The organism is Halomonas sp. DP1Y21-3 (assembly GCF_019801245.1).
Lineage (GTDB): Bacteria > Pseudomonadota > Gammaproteobacteria > Pseudomonadales > Halomonadaceae > Halomonas > Halomonas litopenaei.
Map to the genome: position 1 here is coordinate 105026 of NZ_JAHVJM010000004.1, position 26957 is coordinate 131982.

Below are 26957 nucleotides of genomic sequence, written 5' to 3' on the forward strand. Positions count from 1 at the left end.
TGATGAAAGACTACGGCAGGGCATGATTGTCAGCGCCCTGTCGCCAACACCCGTCCCCCCACCTTTTCCGACGGTGGAGAGCAGCTACATCATTGAGTGAACCTGTAGGCAAGCAGCTGCACCATTGATGAAAGACGACGACAGGGCATGATCGTCAGTGCCCTGTCGCCAACAGCCGATGGCCCGGCTGTCGCGCCGGGCCATGGTAATAGCAGGGTTCATTCGTCCTCGCTGGCCCGGGGCAACACCAGGTTGAGGGCGATGCCGATCAAGGCGGCGAGGCTGACCCCCTGCAGGGCGAACTGGCCATCGCCGAACTGCATCCCACCGATGCCGAACACCAGGATCAGCGAGACCACCACCAGGTTACGCGGGGCGGTCAGGGGTTTGCCGGCGCGCACCAGGGTATTCATGCCGACCACCGCGATGGAGCCGAACAGCAGGGTCATGATCCCGCCCATCACCGGGGTAGGAATGGTCTGCAATACTGCCCCCAGCTTGGCAACGAAGGCCAGAGTGATGGCTACCAGTGCGGCGGACACCATGAACATCGGATTGAAGGCGCGGGTCAGGGTGACCGCCCCGGTGACCTCCGAGTAGGTGGTGTTGGGCGGCCCACCGAACAGCGCCGCCGAAATGGTCGCCAGGCCGTCGCCCAACAGGGTGCGATGAAGGCCTGGTTTCTCCAGGTAGTTGCGTCGGGTCACCGAGCCAATCGCCACCATGTCACCGATATGCTCCACCGCCGGCGCGATGGCGACAGGGATCATGAACAGGACCGCCGCCCAGTGAAAGCTCGGCGCGGTGAAGGATGGCAACGCCAGCCAGGCCGCCTCACGTACCGGGCTGAAGTCGACCACCCCCATCAGCAATGCCATCAGATAGCCGGTGACGATCCCCCCCATGATCGGCACCAGGCGCAACAGACCGCGCCCGAAGACCGCCAGGATCAGCGTCACCAGCAGGCTCGACATGGACAGCACCATGGCCTGGGTGTAACCGATGGTCTCGCTGTTCTCGCCGGTGGCCATGCTCACCGCGACCGGTGCCAGGGCCAGACCGATGACCATGATCACCGGTCCTACCACCACCGGCGGCAGCAGCCGATGCAGCCACCCCGTCCCCTTCAGCCGAACCGCCTGGGAGATCGCCACGTAGACGAAACCGGCAGCGATCAGCCCGCCCAGGGTGGCGGAGACACCAAAGTGGGCGATGGAGCCCTGAATAGGGGCAATAAAGGCAAAGGACGACGCCAGAAACACCGGAACCGTCAGACGCGTGGTCAGATGGAACACCAGGGTGCCGATACCGGCGGTGAACATGGCGACGTTGGGATCGAGGCCGGTCAGCAATGGCACCAGCACCAGGGCGCCGAACGCCACGAACAGCATCTGGGCACCGACCAGCGCCAGCCGAGGCAAGGAATCCGCCGATGGGGCGACGGGCGAGGAAGAGGACGAGGGGTCTGACATGGAGGGCTCCGCGGTGGACAAACGCCGGCTATGGTACCAACGCACGCGCAACGTTTCGGCAAAATTTTGCGCGTCTTTCGACGCCACCGCCAACGCTTGGCAGACGCTCCTCTCATCCAGCCTGTGCTATCCAGCCGGCGCCATGTATTGCCCACAAGACACCGGGCCCCCGCTGTCTCCAGCGAGGGCCCGGCGTCCTGCACATCAGGGGCCATGCACGAAAGGCGACCTGCGAAGCGCCGTCACCTGCGCACAGGTCCCCGTCCTACTCACGGGTACCGGCCGACATCCATTCCTCCATCATCTGCTCGTAGGGCACCGTGGTGCCCTGGGGCATCTCGTTGTCCAGCTTGGCCTTGGGCGCGCCGGGCTGGCTCAACCATTCTTCGGGGTCCTTGGGTTCATTGAGCACCGGCGCGTAGGTGGCAAACACCTTGGCCCGCGCCAGACGCGCCATGATGTTGTCGAGGTCACCGGCCAGATTATCCAAGGCCTCCTGGGCGGAGATGTCGCCATTGACCGCGGGGGCCAGATTCTGCCACCACAGCGGCGCCATGCGCGGATAGTCAGGCACGTTGGTGCCGGTAGGCGTCCAGTTGGACTCGTTGGGACTGCGGTAGAATTCCACCAGGCCACCCAGCTTCGGCGCCATCTCGGTCATCTGGTCAGAGAAGATGTCGGACCGGCGGATCGGCGTCAGCCCCGCCATCAGCTTCTCCAGCGAGACGGTCTTGGACACGGTGAACTGGGCAAACAGCCAGGCTGCGCTGCGCCGATCCTCCGGCGTCGAATCGAAGAAGGTCCAGGCCCCCACGTCCTGATAGCCGACCTTCATCCCCTCTTCCCAGTACGGGCCGGTGGGAGACGGCGCCATGCGCCACTTGGGATTGCCCTCATCGTCGGTCACCGCCACATCGGGACTGACCATGTCGGCGGTAAAGGCGGTGTACCAGAACATCTGCTGGGCCACGTTGCCCTGGGCCGGCACCGGCCCGGCCTCGCCGAAGGTCATGCCCTGGGCTTCGGGCGGCGCATAGTCTCGAAGCCACTCCACCATCTTGGTGACGGCGAACACCGAGGCCGGTGAATTGGTGGCGCCGCCACGGCTGACGCTGGCCCCCACCGGGTGGCTCTCTTCATCGACCCGAATGCCCCAGTCGTCTACCGGGTTGCCGAACGGCACCCCGGGACTGCCCATGCCGGCCATGGACAGCCAGGAGTCATGGAAGCGCCACCCCAGCGACGGATCCCGACGGCCGTAGTCCATGTGGCCGTAGACCTTCTGACCGTCGATCTCGCCGACGTGCTCGCTGAAGAACTCGGCGATGTCCTGATAGGCGGTCCAGTTGGTGGGCACACCCAGGTCATAGCCGTAGATGTCCTTGAACTGTGCCTTCAGGTCATCGCGCTGGAACCAGTCATAGCGGAACCAGTAGAGGTTGGCGAACTGCTGATCGGGTAGCTGATAGATGCTGCCGTCGGGCCCGGTGGTGTATTGAATACCGATAAAGTCGTCCAGATCGAGGGTCGGCAGCGTCAGGTCCTTCCACTCGTTGGCCATGGCCTCGCTCAGGTTGATGGTCGAGCCGTAGCGAATGTGGGTACCGATGGCGTCCGAGTCGTTGACGTAGGCGTCATAGATATTGCGCCCAGACTGCATCTGGGTCTGCATGTTCTGCACCACATCACCTTCGCCGATGATGTTGTGGGTGACCTCGATACCGGTCAGCTCGGTAAACGCCGGCGCCAGCACGTCGCGCTCCCAGGTGTGGGTGGTCAGGCCCTCCGCGACGGTGTTGATCTCCATGCCTTCAAACGGCTCGGCAGCCTTGGCAAACCATTCCAGTTCAGCGATGCGTTCCTCGCGGCTCAGGGTCGAGTCCTTGAACACCTCGTCGGCCAGGCGCTCGATCACCGCCGTTCGATCGTCCTGGGCCAGGGCGCCGCCGCTGAGCAGCAATAGCCCCACAGCACCTAGTCTGGTCAGCTTGAGTCTAGCGTTCATGGTCACCTCTATTGTTGTCGTCGACCGTCAGGTCGATCGTTGTCGTCGAAGGGAGCCTGGCCCCCGCTAGCCCCATCGCAGCAGGACCAGCATCCACACCACCGATACGCCCAGCGCCAGCCACAGACTCAGGCTGGTGAAGCCCACGACCGCCAGATGGATGTAGGCCGCCGACAGCATGCCGATGAAGAAACGGTCCCCCCGGGTGGTGCTGATCGGCAGAAAACCGCGCCGTTCCCGCGTCGGCGATACCAGCTCCCAGGTCGTCATGACCACCAGCAACAGCGCAATGACACCAAAGAAGATCGCCGTGGGCAGGGTCCATACCATCCAGTCCATGTCGGTGCTCCTCAGGTCCGGCCCAGGGCAAAGCCCTTGGCGATGTGATGGCGCACGAAGAACACCACCACGATGCCTGGCACGATGGTCAGTACCCCGGCCGCCGCCAGGGTGCCCCAGTCGATGCCCGAGGCGGTCGAGGTTCGCGTCATCACCGAGGCGATGGGCTGGGCCTCGGTGGAGGTCAGAGTGCGTGCCAGCAACAGCTCGACCCAGGAGAACATGAACAGGAAGAACAGCGTCACGCCGATGCCGGAGCGAATCATCGGAATGAACACCTGGACGAAGAAGCGCGGGAAGCTGTAACCATCAATAAAGGCGGTCTCGTCGATCTCCTTGGGCACGCTGGACATGAAGCCTTCGAGGATCCATACCGCCAGCGGAATATTGAACAGACAGTGGGCCAGCGCCACGGCGATGTGGGTATCGAACAGGCCCACCGTGTAGTAGAGCTGAAAGTACGGCAGCAGGAACACCGCCGGTGGCGCCATCATGTTGGTCAACAGCCAGAAGAACAGGTGCTTGTCACCGATGAAACGGTAGCGACTGAAGGCATAGGCCGCCGGCAGCGCCACGCTCATGCTGATCGCCATGTTCATCAACACATAGGTGATCGAGTTGACGTAACCCATGTACCAGCTCGGGTCGGTGAATATCTTGGCGTAGTTGGCCAAGGTCAGCGATTGCGGCCATAGGGTCAGCTCGCCGAGGATCTCGCTATTGGTCTGCAGCGACATGTTGACCAGCCAGTAGATTGGCAGCAGTACAAACACGATGTAGGCCAGCATCAAGAAGCCACTGCGAAAGCGTCGTCCTGTCGAGCGGCCCTGTCGACGGCGGCGGGCCGCCTCCTTTTCCGCGCGCTTTCGCACCTGGTCGGGACTGGATGGCGTGGAATCAGTCATGGCGAGCCCCTCCCTGCCGGTCCTTCTGCAGATTCATGATGGCGGTATAGAACACCCAGCAGACCAGCAGGATGATCAGGAAGTAGATCAGCGAAAAGGCCGCCGAAGGCCCTACATCGAACTGGGCGGTGGCCATGATCGCCAGCGATTGACTGAGGAAGGTGGTCGCGCTTCCCGGCCCGCCGCCGGTCAACACGAAGGGTTCGGCGTAGATCATGAAGGAGTGCATGAAACGCAGCAGCACCCCGATCACCAGTACGTTGGTGAGCTTGGGTAGCTGGATATAGCGAAACACCGCCCAGCGTGAAGCGCGATCGATGCGCGCCGCCTGATAGTAGGCCTCGGGAATCGCCTGCAGACCGCTGTAGCAGAGCAGTGCGATCAGCGAGGTCCAGTGCCAGACATCCATCAGCACGATGGTTACCCAGGCGTCCAGCGGACTCGAGGTGATGTTGTAGGGATAGCCGATCTGGCGCAGGCTCCAGCCCATCAGACCGATGTCGCCACGGGTGAATATCTGCCAGATGCTGCCCACCACGTTCCACGGGATCAACAAGGGCAAGGTCACCAGAATCAACACCAGCGACGCCCGCCAGCCACGCTTGGGCATCAACAGCGCGATTCCCACCCCCAGCGGCACCTGAATCGCCAGAATGGTCAGCGAAAACGCAAACTGCCGGGCCAGCGCCGCCTGCAGCGCCGGATCGTTGAGCATCTTGACGAACCATTCGGTGCCGGTGAAGAACCGGGTATTGGCGTCGAAGACGTCCTGCACCGAGTAGTTGACCACCGTCATCAGCGGCACGATGGCGGAAAAGGCGACCAGCGCCAGCATCGGCAGCACCAGCCACCAGGCGCGATTGTTGGGGACCTTGTTCATGACGCCACCTCTACACGGGATTCATCTACGTACAAAGTCAGCCATCTTTCTGGGAAACGCACCGACACGCGCCCGGAAAGCGCGAGCCCGCCCTCCTCCACGCGCACCTTGAAGCGCGCCTGGTCTAGCGCCAGCGTCAAGATCGAGTAGGTCCCGAGATCCTGGCAGTGGTCCACCACGGCGCTGAGGGTCCCGCTCGTGCCGTCCTCGGCAAGCTCGATGAATTCCGGACGAATGCCCAGCTTGAGGTTGTCGCTGCGTTCACGAGCATCAAGCAGCGAGCGGTGCATCGCGGCGGACAGTTCGAGGAGCTGGCCGTCGATCAGGATGTTGTCGCCATCGATGCACGGCGTGAAGAAGTTCATGCCGGGACTACCGATGAAGTAGCCGACGAAGGTGTGGGCGGGGCTTTCGAACAGCTCGCGCGGGGTACCGAACTGGACGATTCGACCGTCGTACATCACCGCAATCTTGTCGGCAAAGGTCGAGGCTTCGAGTTGATCGTGGGTCACGTAGATCATGGTGATGGCGAAGCGCTGATGGATCTCCTTCAGCTTGCGCCGCAGCTTCCACTTGAGCTGCGGGTCGATCACCGTCAGTGGCTCGTCGAACAGGATGGCCGCCACATCATCACGGACCAGGCCACGCCCCATGGACACCTTCTGTTTCTCGTCGGCACTGAGGTTGCGCGCCTTGCTGGCCAGGCGGTCGGTCAGGTCGAGGATGTCCGCGACCTCCTCGACCCTCTCGCGAACCCGCTCCTCCGGGGTCTTCACGTTGCGCAGCGGGAAGGCCAGGTTGTCGTAGACCGTCATGGTGTCGTAGACCACCGGGAACTGAAACACCTGAGCGATGTTGCGCTCTTCCGGCGGCAGCTCGTTGACCATGACCCCGTCGAAGCGCACCTCGCCCTGGGAAGGTACCAGCAGCCCGGAGATGATATTGAGCAGGGTCGACTTGCCGCAGCCGGATGGCCCCAGCAGGGCATAGGCACCACCCTGCTCCCACACGTGCTCCATCTGTTCGATGGCGTAGTCGCTGCGCTTCGAAGGCGACGCCGAATAGCTGTGCGCCAACTGTGAAAGGCGAATCTCGGCCATGCTAGCGCTCCTCCCCTGACGCCGACGCCGGCGGTGCCTGCCGTGAAGACGGAAGCGGCGGACGCACCCCTCCGTCACCGGCTTCCGGCGGCACGTGCAGGGTCTTGCCATCCATGTCGAACACGAACAGGCGATGCACCGGTACATAGAGTGTGATCGGCTCATCCACACGAAAGCTGTGAACACCGGAAAGATGCGCCACCAGCGACATCCTCTCGTTGCCCACGTGCAGGAAGGTCTCGGAGCCACTGATCTCGGCCAGCTCGACCTTGACGTCAAGCGCCAGGTCATCGTCTGCCCGGGGCTGCATGGCCAGATGAGCCGGCCGCACACCGAAGCGGTAGCCGCCCTCGTCAAGCACCGCCAGAGCTTCATCGAGCGGGAAGTGCACCTCGTCGTCGAAGCTGACCTCACCGTCGCGGATGCGCCCTTCCAGCACATTGATGGGGGGTTCGGAGAACATCTCCGCCGCGGTCAGGGAGGCCGGCTGGCGGAACACCGTAGCGGTCGGGCCATGCTGAACCAGGCGCCCCTCGTGCAGAATTGCCGTATTGCCACCCAGCGCCAGCGCTTCCGCCGGTTCGGTGGTGGCGTAGACCGCGATGCAGTCACGCCGGGCGAACAAGGCACTCAACTCCTCGCGAAACTCCTCGCGCAGCTTGTAGTCGAGGTTGACCAGAGGCTCATCGAACAGCACCAGGTCCGCGTCCTTGACCAGCGCCCGTGCCATGGCGGTGCGCTGCTGCTGGCCACCGGACAGGTCCAGTGGCTGGCGGTCGAGCAGGCCTTCGATGTGCAGCAGCTCAGCGATCTCGTGGACACGTCGCTGGATCTCGCTCTTGGCGACACGGGCCAGCTTCAGCGGAGAGGCAATATTGTCGAAGACACTCTGGTGGGGGTAGTTGATGAACTGCTGGTAGACCATCGCCACGTTGCGTTGGCGAACCCCCTTGCCGGTCACGTCTTCACCCTGCATCAGGATGCGCCCGCGGGTCGGCTGGTCCAGCCCGGCCATCAGGCGCATCAGGCTGGTCTTGCCGGCCAGGGTGCGGCCCAGCAGGACATTGAAGGAACCCGGCTCCAGGGTCAGGCTGATGTCATCGATGTGGGTCTCGCTCGCCACCTTGCGGGTGACGCCGTCGAGGATCAGGGACATGGGCGTACTCTTTCGCGCAGAGGTTCCCCTCGTCTCCGAGGGGCGTCATCTGTACGGTAGTAGAGAATCTCTACTCGCCCGTGATGTTTTTAAACGAAAGGGCCCACCACGCGCCAGAAGACACCCTTTTTATTTCCCATCTTTCTGTTTTTGCTTTACTTCTCCCATGTCATCAACTTTTGTCTAATGCGAAAAGCCACCGCCCTGATAGCTGAGCCTCGGTGCAGATGTTGTTTCCAGAAAAAAAAAGCGCCCAATGTTCGCAAAGGAACATTGGGCGCACGACGGAGGCGGGAGAACCCGCTGACGTCAGTTCAACAGCGTACGCACTGGCTTATCCAGCGCATCATCGACCTTCCCGCCCGCTCGCTCGACGCTGTCGTGTGCAGCATCCACCCGATCGGAAACCCCACCCCGAGCATCGTCGACGTGATCCGCGACCCCGTCCCGGGCGTCATCGACACGATCATTGACGTTGTCCTTGGCGTTTTCCACGGCGCGATCTGCGGTGCAACGACCAGACACCCCCACCGTGGCCTCGAGTGCCGCATTCTTGGCGACCTTTTCAGCATCGCAGTCGGGGCGTATCACCCCAGCTTGAACGCTTGCCGCCAGACTCAGAATTACTGCAGCACTAGCTGCCACACGCAACAACTTCATCCATGCCTCCTTGATTCTTGAATCAACCACCGACAGCCACAACGAGAGCGCGGCGTCTGTCCAGACGGACAATGGCTGAACTGCGTTCCCGCCCAACTGACTTGCGGACACAGCAAAGCAGACATTTCACCTGAAATGTCTGCTTTCGATCATAGGCATGAAACCACTGGGTAAAATGCCACCGCTGGATAGTCTGGCCGTGGCATTGGCGGGATATCGCGTGCTTAGCGGGTACCGAAGATCTTGTCCCCGGCGTCGCCCAGTCCCGGCACGATATAACCGTTTTCGTCGAGGCGCTCGTCCACCGAGGCGGTGTAGATCTCGATATCCGGGTAGGCTTCCTGAACGCGGCGGATGCCTTCGGGAGCTGCCACCAGCACGATCACTCGCATCAACTGGCAGCCACGGTCGCGCAGCATGTCCAGGGTGGCCACCATGGAACCTCCGGTGGCCAGCATCGGATCGATGACCACCGCCATGCGCTCGTCCAGGTCGTTGGCGAACTTGGAGAAATAGGGCACTGGCTCGAGGGTCTCTTCATCGCGGTAGAGACCGACCACGCTGACCCTTGCACTGGGAATCAGGTCGGTGACACCTTCCAGCATGCCAAGTCCCGCTCGCAGGATCGGTACGATGGTGACCTTCTTGCCCTTGAGCTGCTTGACGGTGATGGTCTCGCCACTCCAGCCATCGATGTCATAGTCCTGCAACTCCAGGTCCTGGGTCGCCTCGTAGGTGAGCAGTTTTGCCACCTCGCCGGCCAGTTCACGGAAGCTCTTGGTGCTGATGCCGGCTTCACGCATCAGACCGAGTTTGTGCTGGACCAGGGGGTGATCGATGGCATGGACGCTCATTGGCGAGTCCTCTTTGATAACGGGAGGTGGTGCTTGGACGACCTTCGTCGCATGGACGCGGGCGACAAATTGCGCGCCATTCTACCTGCAACGCCGCGTCAGGTTAACCCGCAGCGTGCACCGAAAGCCGGCGGACGACCACGCCGTCCGCCCAACACGTTCATGGAGTCGGCGGCAGCTGCCAATCCACCGGGGACCGCCCGTGCTCGGCGAGAAAGGCGTTGGCCCGAGAGAAATGGTGATTGCCGAAAAAGCCGCGGTGGGCCGACAACGGCGACGGGTGCGGCGACTCCAGCACCAGATGCCGCTCCTGATCCACCAGCGCCTTCTTCTGGCGCGCGTGGCTGCCCCACAGCAGAAAGACACAGGGCGGCGCCTCGGCGTTGACGGTCTCGATGGCGCGGTCGGTGAAGGCCTCCCATCCCTTGCCCCGGTGGGAGCCGGCGTTGCCCTCCTCCACCGTCAAGGAGGTGTTGAGCAGCAACACCCCCTGGCGCGCCCAGGCCTCGAGGTGGCCGTGGTTGACCGGAGTCACCCCCAGGTCCTGGGCCAGCTCCTTGTAGATATTGACCAGTGACGGCGGCGGCTTGACGCCCTCGCGCACCGAAAAGCACAACCCATGAGCCTGGCCAGGACCGTGGTAGGGATCTTGCCCCAGGATCACCACTCGTACCTCGTCCAGCGGCGTCAGCTCGAAGGCCCGAAACCAGTCCGACGAGTGCGGATAGATGGTCTTCCTGGCGGCCTTCTCTGCCGCCAGAAACGCCTTGAGCTGCTGCATGTAGGGCGCCTGGAACTCGACTCCGAGCCAGCGCTCCCAGCTGTCGGGCAATACCTGAACCATGTCGCTCACCGCCGCTGGTCCGCCAGGGGCTCGACGTAGGCCACGCCCATGTCCCAGGGGAACTGGATCCAGCAGTCCTGGGCGACCTCGGTGAGGTACTGATCCACCAGCGGACGACCCTCGGGCTTGGCGTAGATGGTCACGAAGTGCGCCTTGGGCAGCATCTCGCGCACCTTGCGCGCGGTCTTGCCGGTGTCCACCAGATCATCGACCAGCAGCCATCCTTCGCCGTCGTGATCCACGCCCTTGAGCACCTCGAGGCTGTCCTGCTCCATATGGTCGTAGCTCTTGATGCAGACGGTGTCGATCAGGCGAACATTGAGCTCCCGAGCGATCAGCGCGGCGGGAATCAGCCCACCCCGGGTGATCGCAATGATGCCCTTGGTATCGCGCTCGATCAGGCGATGACACAGCTCGCGCACGTCGCGATGAAGCTGGTCCCAGGACACCACGAAATGGCGATGGTAGCGTTGACTGCTCATGGGTCACTCGTCCTCGGTGAAGGAACACACGGCGAACACGCTGTGGCCAGCGTCACGGATTCTCTGGGAGCCGCCGAGATCCGGCAGATCGACGATGGCAGACGTCTCCACCACATGTCCCCCGCTGCGGCTGATCAGTTCGGCCGCGGCCAGCATGGTGCCACCGGTGGCAATCAGGTCGTCCACCACCAGGATACGGTCGCCATCGCGGAAGGCATCGGAGTGCAGCTCTACCTCGGCCTGGCCGTATTCCAGGGTGTAGGTCTGACTGATGGTCTTGAACGGCAGCTTGCCCTTCTTGCGTACCGGCACAAAACTGCAGCCCAGCTCGTAGGCCACCGGCGCGCCGACGATGAAACCGCGGGCGTCGATGGCGGCGATGGCGTCCAGATCCATCTCCTGATAGCGGTGCACGAAGCTGTCGATCAGCTTGCGAAAGGCCGCACTGTTCTGCAGTAGCGGGGTGATGTCACGAAAGTTGACACCCGGCTGGGGCCAGTCGGGAACGGTGCGAATGACGGACTTGATATAGTCGCCGTAGATACTCATGGCGGTTCTCGCTAGGGGTCGAAAGAAGAATGCATGACACATGCGGCGCCTTGTCTCGGCGCCGCACGGCGGGGCTGGCCAACCTGCCGGCTCAGCCGGTCCTGGTCAGCCAGCCCCGGTCAGCCCGATGGGCTCAATCGAGGTAGATCATCTTGATCGCGAACAGCACACCGAGGATCACCACGGCGGCGTTCAGGTCCTTGAAGCGACCGGACAGGGCCTTGATCGCCACGTAGCTGACGAAGCCGAAGGCGATACCTTCGGCGATGGAGAAGGTCAGCGGCATGGCCAGGGCGGCGATCAATACCGGCGCCGCCTCGGTGGCGTCGTCCCAGTCGGCGTGGGCAAGGCTTCCCGCCATCAGCGACGCCACGTACAGGAGTGCCCCCGCGGTGGCATAGGCCGGAATGGAGCCCGCCAGCGGAGCGAAGAACAGGCTGGCCAGAAACAGTACCGCGACCACCACGGCGGTCAGACCGGTACGCCCACCGGCGGCGATGCCGGCGGTGCTTTCCACATAGCTGGTGGTGGTCGAGGTACCGAGGGCAGCGCCGGCCATGGAGGCGGTGGAGTCCGCCATCAACGCACGGCCCAGGCGCGGCAGCTTGCCGTCCTTGTCGAGCAGGCCACCGCGATGGGCAACGCCCACCAGGGTACCGGAGGTGTCGAACAGATCGACGAACAGGAAGGCAAAGACCACGCTGATCATGGCCACGTCGAAGGCACCGGCCAGGTCCATGGACATCAAGGTCGGCGCGATCGACGGCGGCATCGACACCACCCCGCCGAATTCATTGTGGCCCAGCAGCATGGCCACCAGGGTCACCCCCAGAATGCCGATCATCACCGCCCCGGTGACGCGCAGATGGGCCAGCGCGGTAATCACGAAGAACCCGGCCAGGGCGTACAGCGGGGCCGGCTCGGACAGATCGCCCACCGACACCAGGGTGGCCGGGTTGTCGACGATGATGCCGGCATTCTTCATCGCCACCATGGCCAGAAACAGACCGATACCCGCCGCGATGCCGAGTCTCAAGGTGATCGGAATCGAGTTGATGATCCACTCGCGGATGCGAAAGATGCTGAGCAGAAAGAAGGTAACACCGGACAGGAAGACCGCTCCCAGCGCTGCCTCCCAGGTGTAGCCCATGCCCAGCACCACACCGTAGGTAAAGAAGGCGTTCAAACCCATGCCTGGCGCCAGAGCGATGGGATAGTTGGCCCACAGCCCCATTACCAGACAGCCCACCGCGGCGGCGACACAGGTCGCCACGAAGACCGCCCCGTAGTCCATGCCCGCCTCGGACAGGATGCTCGGGTTGACAAAGATGATGTACGCCATGGTCAGGAAGGTGGTGATCCCGGCGATCACCTCCGTCTTGACGGTGGTGCGGTGCTCACTGAGCTTGAAGAAGCGATCGAGCGGGCTCTTGCCGGAGCTCGGTTCAGGCTGCTGGTTGGACATGCGCTGGGTCCTGCACGTGGAGTCAATAGGGGAGTGTCCAGGACGAGAGTTCGCCGAACGCGCCCTGCCACCCTGCGACTAGTGACACCATATAGCAGGCCGTCCAGGGAATCACGACGATCCTGCACAACCTGGCCAACGCACAGGGAGCACGCAGGGTCGTCCGCGCGACCTCCAGCGCCACCACGTCAAGCAAGGCTGCCCGCCCCATAAAGCGGCATCCCAGCCCTCGACGATCGGCCGGGGCCAAACGCACATCGGGCGCGGTACGGCGAGTCCGCCGTACCGCGCCCGATGTCGGCGACTCTCGAAGGCGCGCTACTCTACCAGAATCGGATAGGCTTCGGTATAGATCCAGTCCTTGTCCTGGGCCGGGACATGACAGCCAAGACAGTCGGCCTTGTAGTCGGCCGAAACGTTGGTGGAAGGATCATCGGTCTTGAACAGCGCCCAACCCCAGCCATCGCCCCAGCTGCCATTGCTGTCGGCAAAGCGGTCGGTGGAGTCCTTGACCATCACGAACCATTGCTTGATGGTCTCGTTCTCGTAGCTCACCCCGGCGCCGGTGGTGTAGTCGCCGGTGCTGTGTGCCCGCAACTCCTTGACCAGCACGGCGCCGTCGGGGAAGACCCCGTTCTCGCGGAAGGACGCGACGCTCTCGGGCTCGGTATAGACGTTATGGAAGCCACTGGCGTCCCCTTCGGGTACGAACCAGGAGCCCAGATGCGCCATCTCGGTGCGGAAGTTGTCCGGCAAGGAGATGGTGCCCTCGCTGTCCACCCAGGGAGACAGATCCTGGGCCACGGCAGCCGTGGCAATTCCCAACGCCGCTGCGGCGCACACGCCTGTCGCCAATGCCTTGGCTGTCATTTTCATGGTAGTCCCTCGCTGATCACGGTCGGTGCACTTAAAGGAATGTTACATCCGGTTAAGTTAGCAGCTTCTCAAGCGAGGGAGACCACCGCCGACGCCCGTCCGGGCGCTGCGGCACAAAGCTACAGCACTTGGCTGCAAAGGTACTTGTCGACGCTCAGCCCCTGGCCGCCATGACCCGCTCTACCGTCTCGACGATGGCCTGGGTCTGGGGATCGATCTCGAGATTGACCCTGTCCCCCGGGCGACGGTCGGCCAGTGTGGTACGGGCCAGCGTTTCCGGGATCAGGTCGACGCAAAAGGCCGGCCCCCGGGTATCGTTGCGCAACTCACCAATGGTCAGGCTGATGCCGTCCACGCCGATGTAGCCCTTGGCAAAGACAAAGCGCTCGAGTCCTTGCGGCAACAGGAACCACAGGCGACGGTTGTTGGGTGCCTCGTCGAGTTCCACCAGCTCCGCCTGCCCCATGACGTGACCGGACATGGCGTGCCCGCCGATCTCGTCACCGAAGCGCGCCGCCCGCTCGACGTTGACGCGATCACCGACGCTCAGACCGCCGAGATTGGTGACCCGCAGGGTTTCGCGCATCAGGTCGAAGCTGACCAGATCCCCGTCGATATCGGTGACGGTCAGACAGACTCCGTTGTGGGCCACCGATGCGCCCAGCTCCAAGCCTTCACACAGGTGACGCGGCATCCGCACCAGATGGCTGCGAAAGGCCTCCGCTTCCTTGATCTCGACCACCTCGGCGGTGCCCTGAACGATACCGGTGAACATCTTTGTCTCCTTGCCATCACGGGGCCTTCCCCGAACCGGCCCAGTCTAGAAGCCGTGCCTCCAAAGGTCCACGCTTGCGCTATTGTTCAGAAAACCTATCGCCAGTCACGGCGTCCGGCGGGCGGATCCACTACGACGTGGCGCCTACCTCGAAAGACCTTGCCAGTGGCTATGCGTAAACGATTGACAGGGTCCTTCGCTCGCCCTATCCTTGCCCGCTACATTTTTAGGCGCCGATTTGTACCCGGATTGCGGGCGCCCGTGCCGCGACGCTCACAAGGCGTCGGTGCATGAAGTGCAGCTAAAAGGGTGTGTCCAGCGTTGATGGCCACCCGTCAGGGTGGCCTTTTTTTATGCCTACCCATTGCCGTTCTCTTGCCCGCCCAGGTCCCTCGGTGCCCACCCGGTAGCTGAGATGATACGACTGACCAACCTTTCCAAGACCTTTGGTGCCGGCTCACGCGCCGTCAAGGCGCTAGCCGACGTCGACCTGCACGTACCCCAGGGGCAGATTCACGGCGTCATCGGCCTGTCCGGCGCCGGCAAGTCGACGCTGATTCGCTGCGTCAACCTGCTCGAGCGGCCTACCTCCGGCACCGTGGAGGTGGATGGCCAGACGTTGACCAGCCTCTCCGGCCCCGCCCTCAATCAGGCGCGCCACCGTATCGGCATGATCTTCCAGCACTTCAATCTGCTGACCTCGCGCACGGTATTCGCCAACATCGCCCTGCCGCTGGAACTGATGGGCGTCAAGCGCGACGAGATCACCAAGCGCGTCACGCCTCTGCTGGAGCTGGTCGGCCTGGCCGACAAGGCCCAGCAGTATCCGGCACAGCTGTCCGGCGGTCAGAAGCAGCGCGTGGCCATCGCCCGCGCCCTGGCCAGCCGCCCTCAGGTACTGCTGTGCGACGAGGCCACCTCGGCGCTGGACCCCCACACCACCGCCTCGATCCTCGAACTGCTCAAGGACATCAACCAGAAGCTCGGGTTGACCATTCTGCTGATCACCCACGAGATGGAGGTGGTCAAGTCGATCTGCCATCGCGTCAGCCTGATCTCCGGTGGCAGGCTGGTCGAGGAAGCCGATGTCGGTGACTTCTTCACCGCCCCGCGCACTCAGCTCGGCCGCGACTTCCTCAACGAATTCCTCGAACTCGAACCGCCCAGGGAGCTGATCGACCGCCTCGAGCAGACCCCCGGGCCGAATTCGCATCCGGTGGTACGCCTGGCGTTTTCCGGCGACGCCGTGTCCACCCCGCTGATCTCGCGGCTGGCGCGGGAGTGCGGCGTGGACGTCAGCATTCTGCAGGCCAAGGTCGAGTCCATCCAGGAGCGAACCCTGGGCCTGATGATCGCCGAACTGATGGGGGACGCCGAGGACACCCGGCGCGCCCTCGCCTACCTGCAATCTCACGACCTGACAGTGGAGGTGCTTGGCCATGTCCAGCGCGATGTTTAACCTCATCCTCGAAGCCACCCTCGACACTCTCTATATGGTGGCGGTGTCCGGTGTGATCGCGGCCCTGGTCGGCATCCCTCTGGGCGTGCTTCTTTATGTCACTCGCCCGGGCCAGATCCTGGCCCAGCCGGTGCTGCAGTCGGTCCTCGGCATCATCACCAACATCGGCCGCTCGATCCCCTTCATCATCCTGATGGTGGCGATCATTCCGTTCACGCGCATGCTGGTGGGGTCGTCCATCGGCACCAACGCTGCCGCCGTGCCGCTGACCATCGCCGCGATTCCGTTTATCGCACGCCTGGTCGAGGGCGCGCTGAACGAGATTTCTCCCGGGCTGGTGGAAGCCGCCCAGTCCATGGGTGCTACCCCTTGGCAGATCATCACCAAGGTACTGCTGCCGGAGGCCCGCGGGGGCATCTTCACCGCCCTGACCGTCACCGCGGTGACCCTGGTCAGCTACTCGGCCATGGCCGGCGCCGTGGGCGGAGGTGGTCTTGGCGACCTGGGCATTCGCTACGGCTACAACCGCTTCAATCCGACCATCATGCTGATCACCGTTGCCATCCTGGTGGTCATGGTTCAGGCCTTCCAGAGCCTGGGTGACTATCTGGTGCGCAAGAGTGACCACAAGTGACATGCACCCTGCATGGCCTTAATAACCAAATTGCATTAGCGAAAGACGTGTTATTCCATTAACATCGCCACACACGTCACACACCGTTTCGGGAGACACTGAAGATGCGCAAGACACTGCTGGGCGCCCTGGCGCTTTCCACCCTGTCACTGGCGATCAGCCAGGCCAACGCCGATGAGCACAGCCTGAAGGTGGGCACCGTCGCCGGCCCCGAGACCGACGTCATGCAGGTCGCCGCCGATCTGGCCGAGGAGCGCTATGGTCTAGAGATCGAGATCATCGAGTTCACCGACTACGTGACGCCCAACGCCGCCCTGGCCGACGGCAGCCTCGACGCCAACGCCTACCAGCACGAGCCCTACATGAACGCCATGGTCAACGACCGCGGCTACGACTTCGCCATCGCCGGGCGCACCTTCGTCTACCCGATCGGGGCCTACTCCGAGAAGTACGAGAGCATCGAGGACCTGCCCGAGGGCGCCACCATCGCGCTGCCCAACGACCCGTCCAACGAAGGCCGCTCACTGATCCTGCTCCACAACGAGGGCCTGATCACCCTGGACGACCCCGAAAACCTGGAAGCCACGCCGCTGAATATCGTGGAAAACCCCCACGACTTCGACTTCCGCGAGATCGAGGCGGCCCAGCTGCCGCGCGTTCTGCCCGACGTGGATATGGCCTTCATCAACAATACCTTCGCCCAGCCGGCCGGCCTGACCCTGGACGACGCCCTGGTCAAGGAAGGCCCCGAGTCGCCCTACGTCAACATCATCGCCGTGCGCGGTGGCGACGAGGATCGCGAGGAGATCCAGCAACTGGTCGACGCCTACCAGAGCGACGAAGTCGCCGCCAAGGCAGAAGAGCTGTTCAAGGGCGCCGCCGTTCCTGGCTGGAAGTAAGCCTGACGCGCGCTCCCTCTCGAGGCCGGCCCCAGGGCCGGCCTCGCCGTTTTCACCCGCGGACACTGCCACACTCGACATGTCTTCCTACGATCTTCTCGACCGCCAGCTCACCGCCCTGCTCGACTCCGGCGACTGGCTGACCAACGCCGCCCAGACCTCGGCCTTCATCATGCAGGAAGTCCCGCGCCTCAACTGGGTCGGCTTCTATCTGCAGCGCCAGCCGCGCATGCTGTCCCTGGGCCCCTTTCAGGGCAAGCCAGCCTGCCATCCGATCCCCTTCGACAAGGGTGTCTGTGGCGCCGCCGCCCGCAGCCGCCAGACCCAACGCGTCGACGACGTCCACGCGGTCGCGGACCATATCGCCTGCGACAGCGCCTCGCGCTCCGAGCTGGTGGTACCGGTGCTCGACAAGGACGGTGAACTATGGGGCGTGCTCGACCTGGACAGCCCCGACCAGGGGCGCTTCAGCGAAGACGACCAGGCCGGCATCGAGCGCCTGGTGGCCACCTTCCGCCGCTTGAGCGGGCTCGGCGACGCCTGAACCGTCCCAACGGATGAATCGCGCCGCCCCGGAGGCGGCGCACTCACTTCAATGCCAACCCGCGGCTCGGCCACTGCGTTGATCAGCCGGTGGCAGCAGTTGCCAAACACCGGCGACGGCGACGACCCTAGAAACGACAAAAGCCCCGAGGCGAGGCCGCGGGGCTTTTGTCTGTAATCTGGTAGGACCAGGCGGATTTGAACCGCCGACCTCCACGATGTCAACGTGGCGCTCTAACCAACTGAGCTATGGTCCTGAAGCAGGAAAGCGAGATGGCACGTCGCAATACGCCTTGCAATGGCACTGCGAGGTAGTGCTGGTAGGACCAGGCGGATTTGAACCGCCGACCTCCACGATGTCAACGTGGCGCTCTAACCAACTGAGCTATGGTCCTGCATCACTCGATGTGCGATCTAGCTGGTAGGACCAGGCGGATTTGAACCGCCGACCTCCACGATGTCAACGTGGCGCTCTAACCAACTGAGCTATGGTCCTACACGGCTGCCGAAACGAGGGAGTCACCACCCTCGCTGCTGACAACGGATGCGAATTCTACGCCTTCGGCAGAATTTTGCAAGCCCTTGAGTTCACCGAATGATTTTTTCCTTCGAGGGGCCCGTGCGGCGTCTCGAACGCCTTCACCGCAGCGCGATTCCACCATCGCCAAATCCGGTCGCGTTCGTTTACGATCATCGGGAATGCGTCTGGTGAAGCGAGATCCACGACAGCCTCATCGGCGTCCCCAAAGCGACGTCCTCGCCGGCAATGTACCAGGACGTTCCATTCACCAGGGCCTGCCTGTTCCAGGGCCATCGATGCACAAGGGCTTTCCATCTATCGAGGCCTTCCATCTATCGAGGCCTTCAATCTACCAGGGCCTTTCAGGCACAAGGGCTTTCCATCTTTCAAGGCCTTCCAAGCACAAGGGCAATCGGGATGAACCAGCAGCAGCGTCAGGACGCCATCATTGCACTGGTCAGTCGCCAGGGATACGCCAGCATCGAGCAGTTGACCGATCACTTCGCGGTGACCCCTCAGACCATCCGCCGCGACCTCAACACACTGGCAAGCGAAGGCCGGTTGCGCCGAGTCCACGGTGGCGCGGGCCTCGAGTCGAGCACCGTCAATACCGCCTACGCCACCCGCAAGACGCTCAACCTCGACGCCAAACGACGCATCGCCGACGCCGTGGCGCGCCGGGTGCCGCACCACGCCTCGCTGTTCATCAATATCGGCACCAGCAATGAACTGGTGGCCGAGGCACTGCTTGAGCATCAAGGCCTGGAGATCATCACCAACAACCTCAACGTGGCGTCCATCCTGCATCACAAGGAAGACTTCAAGGTGATCGTCGCCGGCGGCCAGGTCAGACCCCGTGACGGCGGGATCATCGGCGAAGCGACCATCGACTTCATCCATCAGTTCAAGGTGGACATTGGGCTGATCGGGATCAGCGGCATCGATCAGGACGGCTCCCTGCTCGAGTTCGACTATCAGGAAGTCCGCGTCGCTCAGGCGATTATCGAGAACTCACGTCAGGTGTTTCTGGCCGCCGATCACTCCAAGTTTCACCGCAACCCGGTGGTGCGCCAGGGCAACGTATCCCAACTCGACGCCCTGTTCACCGATCGTGAGCCACCGGAGGCCATCGCACGGCTACTGCAGGAACACGGGGTCGCCCTGCACCTGGCCTGATCCTGCACCTGGCCTGGCCCAGCAGCTCTGTGTCATCTTGCGAAAACGTCAGGCCATCCCGATTCCTCTTCGGCCCCGTGGACGCCTTGGCGCACAAACCCAGCCGAGGCGACGTTCTTCCCCTGCTCTCCAGACGGCACGACCAAAGTGCTATCGAAAACTTTCGCGCTCTGGTTGTTCGTTCACGACCTCAACGCTACCTTTATTTTCGATAACGAACTTGTTGTGGCCTCGTACGACCATTGATCACCCGCGGCGGCGACGTTGCATAGGGGCACCCGACGTCGCTGCATCTGGCCATGTCCCTGCCGGCAGCACTAGACGGAAACCGTCTGCTCACCGAAGGTGAAGGTATCGCTCGACCACAACAACCGTCAGGACACCGGAACATGCCAACACGCTATATTCTCGCCTTTGATCAGGGCACCACCAGCTGCCGGGCCATCCTGTTCGACCAGGACACCCGCATCGTCGGCATCGCGCAGAAGGAATTCACCCAGCACTACCCCAAGCCAGGCCAGGTGGAACACGATGCCATGGAGATCTGGGGCAGCCAGATGGGAGTCGCACGAGAAGTGCTGGAAACCCAGGGCGTCAAGCCGTCCCAGGTAGCCGCCATCGGCATCACCAACCAGCGCGAGACCACCCTGATCTGGGACCGACACACCGGCAAACCGATCCACAACGCCATCGTCTGGCAGGATCGACGCACCGCACCGCTATGCGACGAGCTCAAGGCCCAGGGGCTGGAAGCCCATATCCGCGACACCACCGGCCTGGTGGTCGACGCCTACTTCTCCGCCACCAAGATTCGCTGGATCCTCGACCAGGTGGACGGTGCCCAGCAGCGCGCCGAGGCCGGCGATCTGCTGTTTGGCACCATGGACAGCTGGCTGGTGTGGAACCTGACCCGCGGCGAACGCCACCTTACCGATGTCTCCAACGCCTCGCGCACCATGCTGTTCGACATCAAACGGCTCGACTGGGACGACCGACTGCTCGAGGCCCTCGATATTCCCCGGGCGATGCTGCCCGAGGTCAGGCCATCCAGCGAGGTCTACGGCACCACCGCCAAGGAAATGTTCGGTGGCGCCCAGATCCCCATCGCCGGTATCGCCGGTGACCAGCAAGCCGCCCTGTTCGGCCAGGCCTGCTTCGACAAAGGCATGGTCAAGAACACCTACGGTACCGGCTGTTTTCTGCTGATGAATACCGGCGAGACCCCGGTGCCTTCGACCTCGGGCCTGCTGACCACCATCGCCTGGGGGCTCGACGGCAAGGTCACCTATGCGCTGGAAGGATCGATCTTCATCGCCGGCGCGGCGGTGCAGTGGCTGCGCGACGAACTCAAGATGATCGACTCGGCGGAAGACTCCGAATACTACGCCAGCAAGGTCGAGGATGCCGGTGGTGTCTACGTGGTCCCCGCCTTCGCCGGCCTCGGCGCTCCTTACTGGGACATGTACGCCCGTGGAGCGATCTTCGGCCTGACCCGAGGCTCGGGCAAGGAGCATATCACCCGCGCCACCCTGGACGCCCTGGCCTACCAGACGCGAGACATCATCGACGCCATGCAGAAGGACTCGGGGATCACGCTCAAGGCCCTGCGGGTCGACGGCGGCGCCGTCGCCAATAACATCATGATGCAATTCCAGGCTGACATGCTGGCGGTCGACGTCGAACGCCCCAGGGTCATCGAGAGCACCGCCCTGGGGGCGGCCTACCTGGCGGGGATCGCGGTAGGCATGTGGAACCTGCCGGAGCTCGCCACCCGGGGCGACATCGAACGCACCTTTACGCCCGCCATGGAAGACGCCGAACGGGAACGACGCTACAAGGGCTGGAAAAAGGCCGTGCGACGGACCATGAACTGGGAGCGCGACGAAGAGTGAAAAGAAGGCCGTACAATTATGGCCCATGAACCGGGAGCGCGACGAAGACTGACCACACCGGGGCCTTGCGTCCCGACTCCTTCAGGAACCGCGGGGGACATGCATGCAACTACGTGACGCCAACCTTCAGCGCCTGAAGGAGGAGCACTTCGATGTACTGATCATCGGCGCCGGCATCAACGGCGCCGCCAGCGCCGCTGCACTGGCCGGCAAGGGCGCCCGGGTGGCCTTGATCGACCGTGGCGACTTCGCCGGCGAGACCAGTCAGCACTCGTCCAATCTGGTGTGGGGTGGCATCAAGTACATGGAAAGCTATGACTTTTCGCTGGTGCGCAAGCTATGCAAGAGCCGCAACCACCTGATCAGGAGCTTTCCGTCGACGGTCCAGGAAATACGCTTTCTGACCACCATCGACAGGGGCTTTCGCTATCACCCTCGCATGCTCTGGGCGGGCACCTGGCTGTACTGGCTGATGGGCAACGCCTTCACCCGACTGCCGCGCTACTTGACGCCAAAAGGCATCAACCGACGCGAGCCACTGGTCGATACGCGTGCGGCGATCGGTGGCTTCGAGTACTCCGACGCCTACCTGCATGACAACGATGCCCGCTTTGTCTACAGCTTCGTACGCTCGGCGCTGGACTACGGCGCGGCGGCGGCCAACTACGTCGAGTCGCGGGGGGCACGACGCAGCGACAACGGCTGGGTCGTCGACGCCCGGGACAACCAGAGCGGCGAGACCTTCAGCCTGCGCGCCGGAATCATCATCAATGCCACCGGCCCCTGGGTGGACGACCATAACGCCTTGAGCCGACAGACCACCGATCACCACCACGCCTATTCCAAGGGCATCCACCTGATCGTGCCACGGCTGTCCGAGCGCCAGCGCGTGCTGGCCTTCTTTGCCGACGACGGGCGGCTGTTCTTCGCCATTCCCATGGGGCCGCGCACCTGCATCGGCACCACCGACACCAAGGAAGAGCGCCCGGAGGTCGCGATCAGCGACGCTGACATCGACTTCGTGCTGGACAACATCAACAAGCGCCTGAGTCTGAAACGCCCGCTAGACCGTTCGGACATCATCGCCACCCGCTGCGGCGTGCGCCCGCTGGCGGTCAAGGCCAACGCCGGCAATGGCCGCGACTTTCTCCAGATGTCGCGCAAGCATGCCATCGACATCAACGCCAATGAGCGCCATATCAGCATCTTTGGCGGCAAGCTCACCGACTGCCTCAACGTCGGCGAGGAGATCGTCAGAGAGGTGCAACGATTAGGCCTCGAGCTGCCACAGCCGCGCGCCCGCTGGTACGGCGAACCTTCGGACACTGACAGGCGAGAATTCCTGCACCAGGCAAGCCTGCTGGGCCTCGATGAGCGCACCCCCTCCTCGTCCAGTGAACCTCTGAGCAAGCGCCTGTGGCGTCGCTACGGCCTCAACGCCTTCGACATGCTGGAGCAGATCCGCCAGGACCCGCGACAGGGAGAGCTGTTGATCGAGGGTACCGAGTACCTTCGCTGCGAGCTCGAGCACGCCGCCCGGCGAGAGATGATCACACGACTCGAGGACTTCCTGCGCCGCCGCTCCAAGATCGCCCTGGTGGTGGACACTCAGACCCTGCACGGGTCACCTGGCCTCGATGAGGCCGCCCGAATCCTGTTCGGCGACGAGGCCCATGAACGGCTCGAGGAATACTTCGCGAGTGCCACACCGACATCGCGCGAACGCGCCTGAGGTCCTCAACGGCGCTCCTTGGCTCTATCGTTAAAGGCCGAGGACCGTTAGGCTCGTCATCATCATTGTTGCGCCGAGCCGGTGCGCCGGACCGAAAAGGGACCCCTGCATGCTCTCACTTGTCATCGATACCCTCCTGATCGCGGTGGTGACCATCGTCGCCGGCGCTACCCTGATCGCCAGGATTCCGTCCCACTGGTGGTGGCTCAGGGCCTGTGAGTTCCCCCGTGTCCAGATCGGACTCATCGGGTTGTTCTGTGCTTTGGCAAGCCCGTTGGCGAGCGACTCCCTGACACTCTGGATTGCCACGGTCGGCCTGGTCGTCTTTGCCATCCAGGCTTTCTATGTACTGCCCTGGACACCGCTGTGGCCGGTGCAGGTCATGGCCGCCAAGGGCGACGCCCCGGAGCGTTGCCTGACGCTCTTGATCGCCAATGTACTGACGCCGAACCGGCGCAGCGACGACCTGCTGGAGATCATTGCCGAGCGCGACCCGGACCTGGTGCTGACCCTGGAATCCGACCAATGGTGGGGCGACAAGCTCGATGACGGCCTGGCAGACGACTATCCCCACGCCGTGCGGGTCCCGCTGGACAACCTCTACGGCATGCACCTGTATTCCCGCCGCCCGCTGATCGACCCCGAGGTCAAGTGGCTGATCCAGGATGACATCCCCTCGATCCACTGTGAGGTGGAACTCGAAAGCGGAGATCACATCCGCTTTCGCGCCCTTCACCCCAGGCCACCGGCGCCGAGCGAGAGCGAGGAATCGCTGTGGCGGGACGCGGAGCTTTCGCTGGTCGCCGAAGAGATCCACCAGAACCCGGTACCGACGCTGGTCGCCGGCGACCTCAATGACGTGGCCTGGTCACGCAGCACGCGCCTGTTCTGCCGCGTCAGCGGCATGCTGGACCTGCGGCGCGGCCGCGGCATGTTCTCGAGTTTCCACGCCGGCTATCCGTTCCTGCGCTGGCCGCTGGACCATGTCTTCGTCAGCGAGCACTTCACCCTTGCCAAGATGGATCGACTGCGGGCCTTTGGCTCAGACCATTTCCCGATCCTTGCCACCGTCTGTTATCGCCCCTCCAGAGCCGACGAGCACGACACCCCGGACGCCGACAACGAAGAGCATCACGACGCCCGTGAAACCGTCGAGGAAGCCAGGGAGCGCGATCAGTCGAGTTGAGTTCCCGCCTTCCAGGCGATGTCCATGTCGTGGTAACTAGTGTGGCGGTAAAACGTGTGGCGATGGACTGGCAGCAATAGAAAAAACGGGTAGCAATAGAAAAGAAGAGCCTTGCCGTCGTGGCAAGGCTCTTCTTCTTCAAGGGGCGCTATTCCAAGGGCGCTATTCCAAGAGGCGCTATTCCAAGAGGCGCCATGTCGGCCGCGGCCTCGTCACCTCTATTCGGGAATACCGCCACGGGTCAGGGAGGCAGGATCCAGCAGGCGTTCGAGCTCGTCGCGTCCGAGGTCGGTCTCCTCCTCGGCCACGTCGATGATCGGCCGACCGGCCTGGTAGGCCTTCTTGGCGATGGCCGCTGCGGCGTTATAGCCGATCACCGAATTCAATGCCGTCACCAGGATGGGATTGCGCGCCAGTGGCTCACTCAGGTTGTCCTCACGCACCTTGAAGGTGGCGATCGCCTTGTCCGCCAGCAGCCGCGATGTCTGGCTCATCAGAGTGATCGACGTCAGCAGATTGCTTGCCACCAATGGCAGCATCACGTTGAGCTGGAAGTTGCCGCTCTGTCCGGCCACGGTGACGGCTGTGTCCAGACCGATCACCTGAGCGGCGGCCTGGGCGGCGGATTCGGGTATCACCGGATTGACCTTGCCCGGCATGATCGAACTGCCCGGCTGCAAGGCTTCAAGCTCGATCTCGCCAAGCCCCGCCAGCGGGCCGGAGTTCATCCAGCGCAGATCGTTGGCGATCTTCATCACCACACACGCCAGACCCTTGAGCTGACCCGACAGCTCCACCGCTGCGTCCTGGGAGCCAAGGCTGGCAAAGAAGCTGTCATTGGGCGTCAGAGCGAGCCCGGTGCGGGCGGAGAGCTCGGCGGCCATGCGCTCGGCAAATTCCGGATGGGCATTGATACCCGTGCCGACCGCAGTCCCCCCCTGGGCCAGCCGACACAGCCGCACCATGGCGCTGTCGAGACGCTCGATGGCCTGCCCCACCTGGCTCGACCAGCCACCGAGTTCCTGACCAAGACGCAGTGGCATGGCATCCATCAGGTGAGTGCGTCCGGTCTTGACCACCTCGTCCAGCTCTTCTGCCCTGGCGTCGATGACACCTCTGAGGTGCTCGAGCGCCGGGCGTAGCGTACCGGTAACTTCCAGCGCCGCCGACAGGTGCAGGGCGGTGGGAATGACATCGTTGCTCGACTGCCCCATGTTGACGTGGTCGTTGGGTCCGACGCTCAAGTCATCGGAGCTCGCCAGGTGGGCGATCACCTCGTTGACGTTCATGTTGCTCGAGGTGCCGGACCCGGTCTGAAACACATCGATGGGGAACTGATCATCGTGCTGACCCGCGATGATCGCGTCTGCCGCCTCGACGATGGCACGACGACGATCGTCGTCCAGCAATCCCAGGTCGCCGTTGACCACCGCCGCCGCTCGCTTGATGCGAGCAATGGCGTGGATAAAGGCTGACGGCATCGGCTGGCCCGACACCGGGAAGTTGTTGACCGCACGCTGCGTCTGGGCGCCATAGAGCGCATTGGCGGGAACCTCGAGCTCCCCCATGCTGTCGCGTTCGATACGGGTCTGCGTCATGGATCACTCCTGATCGTCAAAGGCAAAGGGTTAAAGGTACGGTCCTTCGTTTTCTCTTGAATACCATGGTGGCGAGACTTCCTGCTTGCAAGGCTTGCAGGGATCACATCGCTGTCATGTCTCCACACTAGGCTGAAGGTGATCCAGGGGCACGGTGAACTTGCACGCCGGTATCCCATCAAAGGGCGAAGAAGGCTAGATAACGGACTTTTCGTCGTTTTTTCGCTGTTTCAAGCATTCTTTGGATCCAAACCCCTTTTCCCCCGATTCTCGACCCAATCCATGTTGCGATGCACAAAACCCTCTGCTATTGTGCACTGCAACAGACGACGCAACGGCATCGACCACTGGGAATGGTCCCACGGTCATCGCCGACAAGTAGTTCGAAACCCCAGGAGGTTCACATGATGCGCACTATCGATACCAAAGCACTGTTCAACAACGAGCAAGTCGAAAACCTGTTCTTCGGCCCGGCCCGCGCTTACGCCAGCCTGACCGTCGACTTCGCCGAGAAGCTGACCAGCGCCCAGCTGGAAGCCGCCAAGGCCTACACCGAGACCGGTCTGGCCCAGGCTCGCGCCTTCACTTCCGTCAAGGACGTCGAAGGTCTGCGCTCCTACATGGAAGGCCAGCAGAAGGTCGCCAAGGACCTGACCGAGCGCCTGAAAGGCGACGCCGAGAAGGTCGTGGCCCTGCAGCAGGACTTCGTCTCCAAGAGCCAGAAGCTGGCCGAAGAGAACGTCAAGGCGGCCACCGACACCGCCACCAAGGCTACCGCCAACGCCAAGTAATCTGGCTACGGCAGACGCCTGAACGACTCAGGTCGTTCACCAAGCGGCCCCCGATTTCAATCGGGGGCCGTTTTGCGTCTGCAGCCAGCGTCAATCAAGGCGCTGCCTTGTGACACCGCCACCAAGGCTAGCGCCAACGCCAAGTCATCATGACTGGCTCGGGCA

25 protein-coding genes and 3 tRNA genes are annotated in these 26957 nt (G+C 63.0%); 9 read left to right on the forward strand and 19 right to left on the reverse strand.

Annotated elements, in window-relative coordinates; all coding sequences use genetic code 11:
* Positions 1–218: 218 nt before the first annotated feature.
* The 15 genes from KUV74_RS12685 to KUV74_RS12755 form a co-directional block, all read right to left on the reverse strand.
* The gene (locus KUV74_RS12685; protein WP_045994204.1) at positions 219–1472 is read right to left on the reverse strand and encodes a uracil-xanthine permease family protein; all 1254 of its coding nucleotides are present in this window, start codon (positions 1470–1472) and stop codon (positions 219–221) included.
* A gap of 265 nt (positions 1473–1737) precedes the next feature.
* A complete protein-coding gene (locus tag KUV74_RS12690; protein WP_045994205.1) occupies positions 1738–3477 on the reverse strand; it encodes an ABC transporter substrate-binding protein in 1740 nt (579 codons plus the stop codon).
* A 66-nt stretch (positions 3478–3543) separates the two neighbouring features.
* Positions 3544–3816, reverse strand: a complete 273-nt coding sequence (locus KUV74_RS12695; RefSeq protein WP_108133102.1) for a DUF2160 domain-containing protein — start codon at positions 3814–3816, stop codon at positions 3544–3546.
* Positions 3817–3827: 11 nt separating this feature from the next.
* Positions 3828–4721: a carbohydrate ABC transporter permease gene (locus KUV74_RS12700; protein WP_124804854.1), complete on the reverse strand. Its 894-nt coding sequence runs from the start codon at positions 4719–4721 to the stop codon at positions 3828–3830.
* Positions 4714–5601, reverse strand: coding sequence for a carbohydrate ABC transporter permease (locus KUV74_RS12705; RefSeq protein ID WP_045994208.1), 888 nt, complete (start codon positions 5599–5601; stop codon positions 4714–4716). Before KUV74_RS12705 ends, KUV74_RS12700 begins: the two co-directional genes overlap by 8 nt.
* The gene (locus tag KUV74_RS12710) at positions 5598–6701 is read right to left on the reverse strand and encodes an ABC transporter ATP-binding protein (RefSeq protein ID WP_222516517.1); all 1104 of its coding nucleotides are present in this window, start codon (positions 6699–6701) and stop codon (positions 5598–5600) included. Before KUV74_RS12710 ends, KUV74_RS12705 begins: the two co-directional genes overlap by 4 nt.
* 1 nt (position 6702) lies before the next feature.
* Positions 6703–7857 carry an ABC transporter ATP-binding protein gene (locus tag KUV74_RS12715; protein ID WP_222516518.1) on the reverse strand — a complete coding sequence of 385 codons (1155 nt, stop codon included), beginning with the start codon at positions 7855–7857 and terminating at the stop codon, positions 6703–6705.
* Positions 7858–8166: 309 nt separating this feature from the next.
* A complete protein-coding gene (locus KUV74_RS12720; RefSeq protein WP_222516519.1) occupies positions 8167–8517 on the reverse strand; it encodes a hypothetical protein in 351 nt (116 codons plus the stop codon).
* A gap of 224 nt (positions 8518–8741) precedes the next feature.
* A complete protein-coding gene (gene upp / locus KUV74_RS12725; protein WP_045994211.1) occupies positions 8742–9371 on the reverse strand; it encodes a uracil phosphoribosyltransferase in 630 nt (209 codons plus the stop codon).
* A gap of 160 nt (positions 9372–9531) precedes the next feature.
* Positions 9532–10215, reverse strand: a complete 684-nt coding sequence (gene ung / locus KUV74_RS12730) for a uracil-DNA glycosylase (RefSeq protein WP_222516520.1) — start codon at positions 10213–10215, stop codon at positions 9532–9534.
* Between the two features lie 5 nt (positions 10216–10220).
* Positions 10221–10697 carry a xanthine phosphoribosyltransferase gene (gene gpt / locus KUV74_RS12735; RefSeq protein ID WP_045994212.1) on the reverse strand — a complete coding sequence of 159 codons (477 nt, stop codon included), beginning with the start codon at positions 10695–10697 and terminating at the stop codon, positions 10221–10223.
* Between the two features lie 3 nt (positions 10698–10700).
* Positions 10701–11246 carry an adenine phosphoribosyltransferase gene (locus KUV74_RS12740; protein ID WP_108133097.1) on the reverse strand — a complete coding sequence of 182 codons (546 nt, stop codon included), beginning with the start codon at positions 11244–11246 and terminating at the stop codon, positions 10701–10703.
* A 133-nt stretch (positions 11247–11379) separates the two neighbouring features.
* Positions 11380–12711, reverse strand: a complete 1332-nt coding sequence (locus KUV74_RS12745; protein ID WP_108133096.1) for an NCS2 family permease — start codon at positions 12709–12711, stop codon at positions 11380–11382.
* 318 nt (positions 12712–13029) lie between these two features.
* Complete coding sequence (locus KUV74_RS12750) at positions 13030–13587, reverse strand: cytochrome P460 family protein (protein ID WP_231498667.1); 558 nt, start codon at positions 13585–13587, stop codon at positions 13030–13032.
* 154 nt (positions 13588–13741) lie between these two features.
* Positions 13742–14362 (reverse strand): riboflavin synthase subunit alpha, encoded by a 621-nt coding sequence (locus tag KUV74_RS12755; RefSeq protein ID WP_108133095.1) that lies wholly within the window; start codon positions 14360–14362, stop codon positions 13742–13744.
* A gap of 415 nt (positions 14363–14777) precedes the next feature.
* Between KUV74_RS12755 and KUV74_RS12760 the strand changes: the two genes are divergently transcribed.
* From KUV74_RS12760 to KUV74_RS12775, 4 genes are all read left to right on the forward strand, one after another.
* The gene (locus tag KUV74_RS12760) at positions 14778–15821 is read left to right on the forward strand and encodes a methionine ABC transporter ATP-binding protein (protein ID WP_108133094.1); all 1044 of its coding nucleotides are present in this window, start codon (positions 14778–14780) and stop codon (positions 15819–15821) included.
* Positions 15802–16455 carry a methionine ABC transporter permease gene (locus KUV74_RS12765; RefSeq protein ID WP_045992473.1) on the forward strand — a complete coding sequence of 218 codons (654 nt, stop codon included), beginning with the start codon at positions 15802–15804 and terminating at the stop codon, positions 16453–16455. Before KUV74_RS12760 ends, KUV74_RS12765 begins: the two co-directional genes overlap by 20 nt.
* Before the next feature lie 104 nt (positions 16456–16559).
* On the forward strand, positions 16560–17354 hold the full coding sequence (locus tag KUV74_RS12770; RefSeq protein ID WP_045992474.1) for a MetQ/NlpA family ABC transporter substrate-binding protein: 795 nt from the start codon (positions 16560–16562) through the stop codon (positions 17352–17354).
* A 79-nt stretch (positions 17355–17433) separates the two neighbouring features.
* Positions 17434–17898: a GAF domain-containing protein gene (locus KUV74_RS12775; RefSeq protein WP_045992475.1), complete on the forward strand. Its 465-nt coding sequence runs from the start codon at positions 17434–17436 to the stop codon at positions 17896–17898.
* A gap of 179 nt (positions 17899–18077) precedes the next feature.
* Here the strand turns inward: KUV74_RS12775 and KUV74_RS12780 are convergent.
* The 3 genes from KUV74_RS12780 to KUV74_RS12790 all read right to left on the reverse strand — a co-directional run bounded on the left by KUV74_RS12780 (position 18078) and on the right by KUV74_RS12790 (position 18393).
* A tRNA-Val gene (locus KUV74_RS12780) sits at positions 18078–18154 on the reverse strand.
* Positions 18155–18215: 61 nt separating this feature from the next.
* Positions 18216–18292 (reverse strand) — tRNA-Val (locus KUV74_RS12785).
* Between the two features lie 24 nt (positions 18293–18316).
* Positions 18317–18393, reverse strand: a tRNA-Val gene (locus KUV74_RS12790).
* A gap of 441 nt (positions 18394–18834) precedes the next feature.
* Between KUV74_RS12790 and KUV74_RS12795 the strand changes: the two genes are divergently transcribed.
* The 4 genes from KUV74_RS12795 to KUV74_RS12810 all read left to right on the forward strand — a co-directional run bounded on the left by KUV74_RS12795 (position 18835) and on the right by KUV74_RS12810 (position 24403).
* Complete coding sequence (locus tag KUV74_RS12795; RefSeq protein WP_222516521.1) at positions 18835–19593, forward strand: DeoR/GlpR family transcriptional regulator; 759 nt, start codon at positions 18835–18837, stop codon at positions 19591–19593.
* A 389-nt stretch (positions 19594–19982) separates the two neighbouring features.
* On the forward strand, positions 19983–21485 hold the full coding sequence (glpK, locus tag KUV74_RS12800; RefSeq protein ID WP_222516522.1) for a glycerol kinase GlpK: 1503 nt from the start codon (positions 19983–19985) through the stop codon (positions 21483–21485).
* Between the two features lie 103 nt (positions 21486–21588).
* Entirely contained in the window at positions 21589–23217 is a 1629-nt protein-coding gene (locus tag KUV74_RS12805; RefSeq protein WP_222516523.1) for a glycerol-3-phosphate dehydrogenase/oxidase, read from the forward strand.
* 109 nt (positions 23218–23326) lie between these two features.
* The gene (locus KUV74_RS12810) at positions 23327–24403 is read left to right on the forward strand and encodes an endonuclease/exonuclease/phosphatase family protein (RefSeq protein WP_222516524.1); all 1077 of its coding nucleotides are present in this window, start codon (positions 23327–23329) and stop codon (positions 24401–24403) included.
* A gap of 218 nt (positions 24404–24621) precedes the next feature.
* On the opposite strand, the gene KUV74_RS12815 is transcribed toward KUV74_RS12810, so the two are convergent.
* The gene (locus KUV74_RS12815) at positions 24622–26001 is read right to left on the reverse strand and encodes a class II fumarate hydratase (protein WP_045992480.1); all 1380 of its coding nucleotides are present in this window, start codon (positions 25999–26001) and stop codon (positions 24622–24624) included.
* Between the two features lie 407 nt (positions 26002–26408).
* On the opposite strand from KUV74_RS12815, the gene KUV74_RS12820 reads away from it, so the two are divergent.
* Positions 26409–26792: a phasin family protein gene (locus KUV74_RS12820; protein WP_222516710.1), complete on the forward strand. Its 384-nt coding sequence runs from the start codon at positions 26409–26411 to the stop codon at positions 26790–26792.
* The last annotated feature ends 165 nt before the right edge of the window (positions 26793–26957 follow it).

Coding starts and splice junctions, on each gene's coding strand:
- KUV74_RS12760 (WP_108133094.1), top strand. CDS start 14,778: ATGATACGACTGACCAACCTTTCCAAGACCTTTGGTGCCGGCTCACGC.
- KUV74_RS12740 (WP_108133097.1), bottom strand. CDS start 11,246: ATGAGTATCTACGGCGACTATATCAAGTCCGTCATTCGCACCGTTCCC.
- KUV74_RS12705 (WP_045994208.1), bottom strand. CDS start 5,601: ATGAACAAGGTCCCCAACAATCGCGCCTGGTGGCTGGTGCTGCCGATG.
- KUV74_RS12710 (WP_222516517.1), bottom strand. CDS start 6,701: ATGGCCGAGATTCGCCTTTCACAGTTGGCGCACAGCTATTCGGCGTCG.
- KUV74_RS12745 (WP_108133096.1), bottom strand. CDS start 12,711: ATGTCCAACCAGCAGCCTGAACCGAGCTCCGGCAAGAGCCCGCTCGAT.
- KUV74_RS12720 (WP_222516519.1), bottom strand. CDS start 8,517: ATGAAGTTGTTGCGTGTGGCAGCTAGTGCTGCAGTAATTCTGAGTCTG.
- upp (WP_045994211.1), bottom strand. CDS start 9,371: ATGAGCGTCCATGCCATCGATCACCCCCTGGTCCAGCACAAACTCGGT.
- glpK (WP_222516522.1), top strand. CDS start 19,983: ATGCCAACACGCTATATTCTCGCCTTTGATCAGGGCACCACCAGCTGC.
- KUV74_RS12765 (WP_045992473.1), top strand. CDS start 15,802: ATGTCCAGCGCGATGTTTAACCTCATCCTCGAAGCCACCCTCGACACT.
- KUV74_RS12815 (WP_045992480.1), bottom strand. CDS start 26,001: ATGACGCAGACCCGTATCGAACGCGACAGCATGGGGGAGCTCGAGGTT.
- KUV74_RS12795 (WP_222516521.1), top strand. CDS start 18,835: ATGAACCAGCAGCAGCGTCAGGACGCCATCATTGCACTGGTCAGTCGC.
- KUV74_RS12810 (WP_222516524.1), top strand. CDS start 23,327: ATGCTCTCACTTGTCATCGATACCCTCCTGATCGCGGTGGTGACCATC.
- KUV74_RS12805 (WP_222516523.1), top strand. CDS start 21,589: ATGCAACTACGTGACGCCAACCTTCAGCGCCTGAAGGAGGAGCACTTC.
- ung (WP_222516520.1), bottom strand. CDS start 10,215: ATGGTTCAGGTATTGCCCGACAGCTGGGAGCGCTGGCTCGGAGTCGAG.
- KUV74_RS12695 (WP_108133102.1), bottom strand. CDS start 3,816: ATGGACTGGATGGTATGGACCCTGCCCACGGCGATCTTCTTTGGTGTC.
- KUV74_RS12715 (WP_222516518.1), bottom strand. CDS start 7,857: ATGTCCCTGATCCTCGACGGCGTCACCCGCAAGGTGGCGAGCGAGACC.
- gpt (WP_045994212.1), bottom strand. CDS start 10,697: ATGAGCAGTCAACGCTACCATCGCCATTTCGTGGTGTCCTGGGACCAG.
- KUV74_RS12755 (WP_108133095.1), bottom strand. CDS start 14,362: ATGTTCACCGGTATCGTTCAGGGCACCGCCGAGGTGGTCGAGATCAAG.
- KUV74_RS12775 (WP_045992475.1), top strand. CDS start 17,434: ATGTCTTCCTACGATCTTCTCGACCGCCAGCTCACCGCCCTGCTCGAC.
- KUV74_RS12685 (WP_045994204.1), bottom strand. CDS start 1,472: ATGTCAGACCCCTCGTCCTCTTCCTCGCCCGTCGCCCCATCGGCGGAT.
- KUV74_RS12750 (WP_231498667.1), bottom strand. CDS start 13,587: ATGAAAATGACAGCCAAGGCATTGGCGACAGGCGTGTGCGCCGCAGCG.
- KUV74_RS12820 (WP_222516710.1), top strand. CDS start 26,409: ATGCGCACTATCGATACCAAAGCACTGTTCAACAACGAGCAAGTCGAA.
- KUV74_RS12770 (WP_045992474.1), top strand. CDS start 16,560: ATGCGCAAGACACTGCTGGGCGCCCTGGCGCTTTCCACCCTGTCACTG.
- KUV74_RS12690 (WP_045994205.1), bottom strand. CDS start 3,477: ATGAACGCTAGACTCAAGCTGACCAGACTAGGTGCTGTGGGGCTATTG.
- KUV74_RS12700 (WP_124804854.1), bottom strand. CDS start 4,721: ATGACTGATTCCACGCCATCCAGTCCCGACCAGGTGCGAAAGCGCGCG.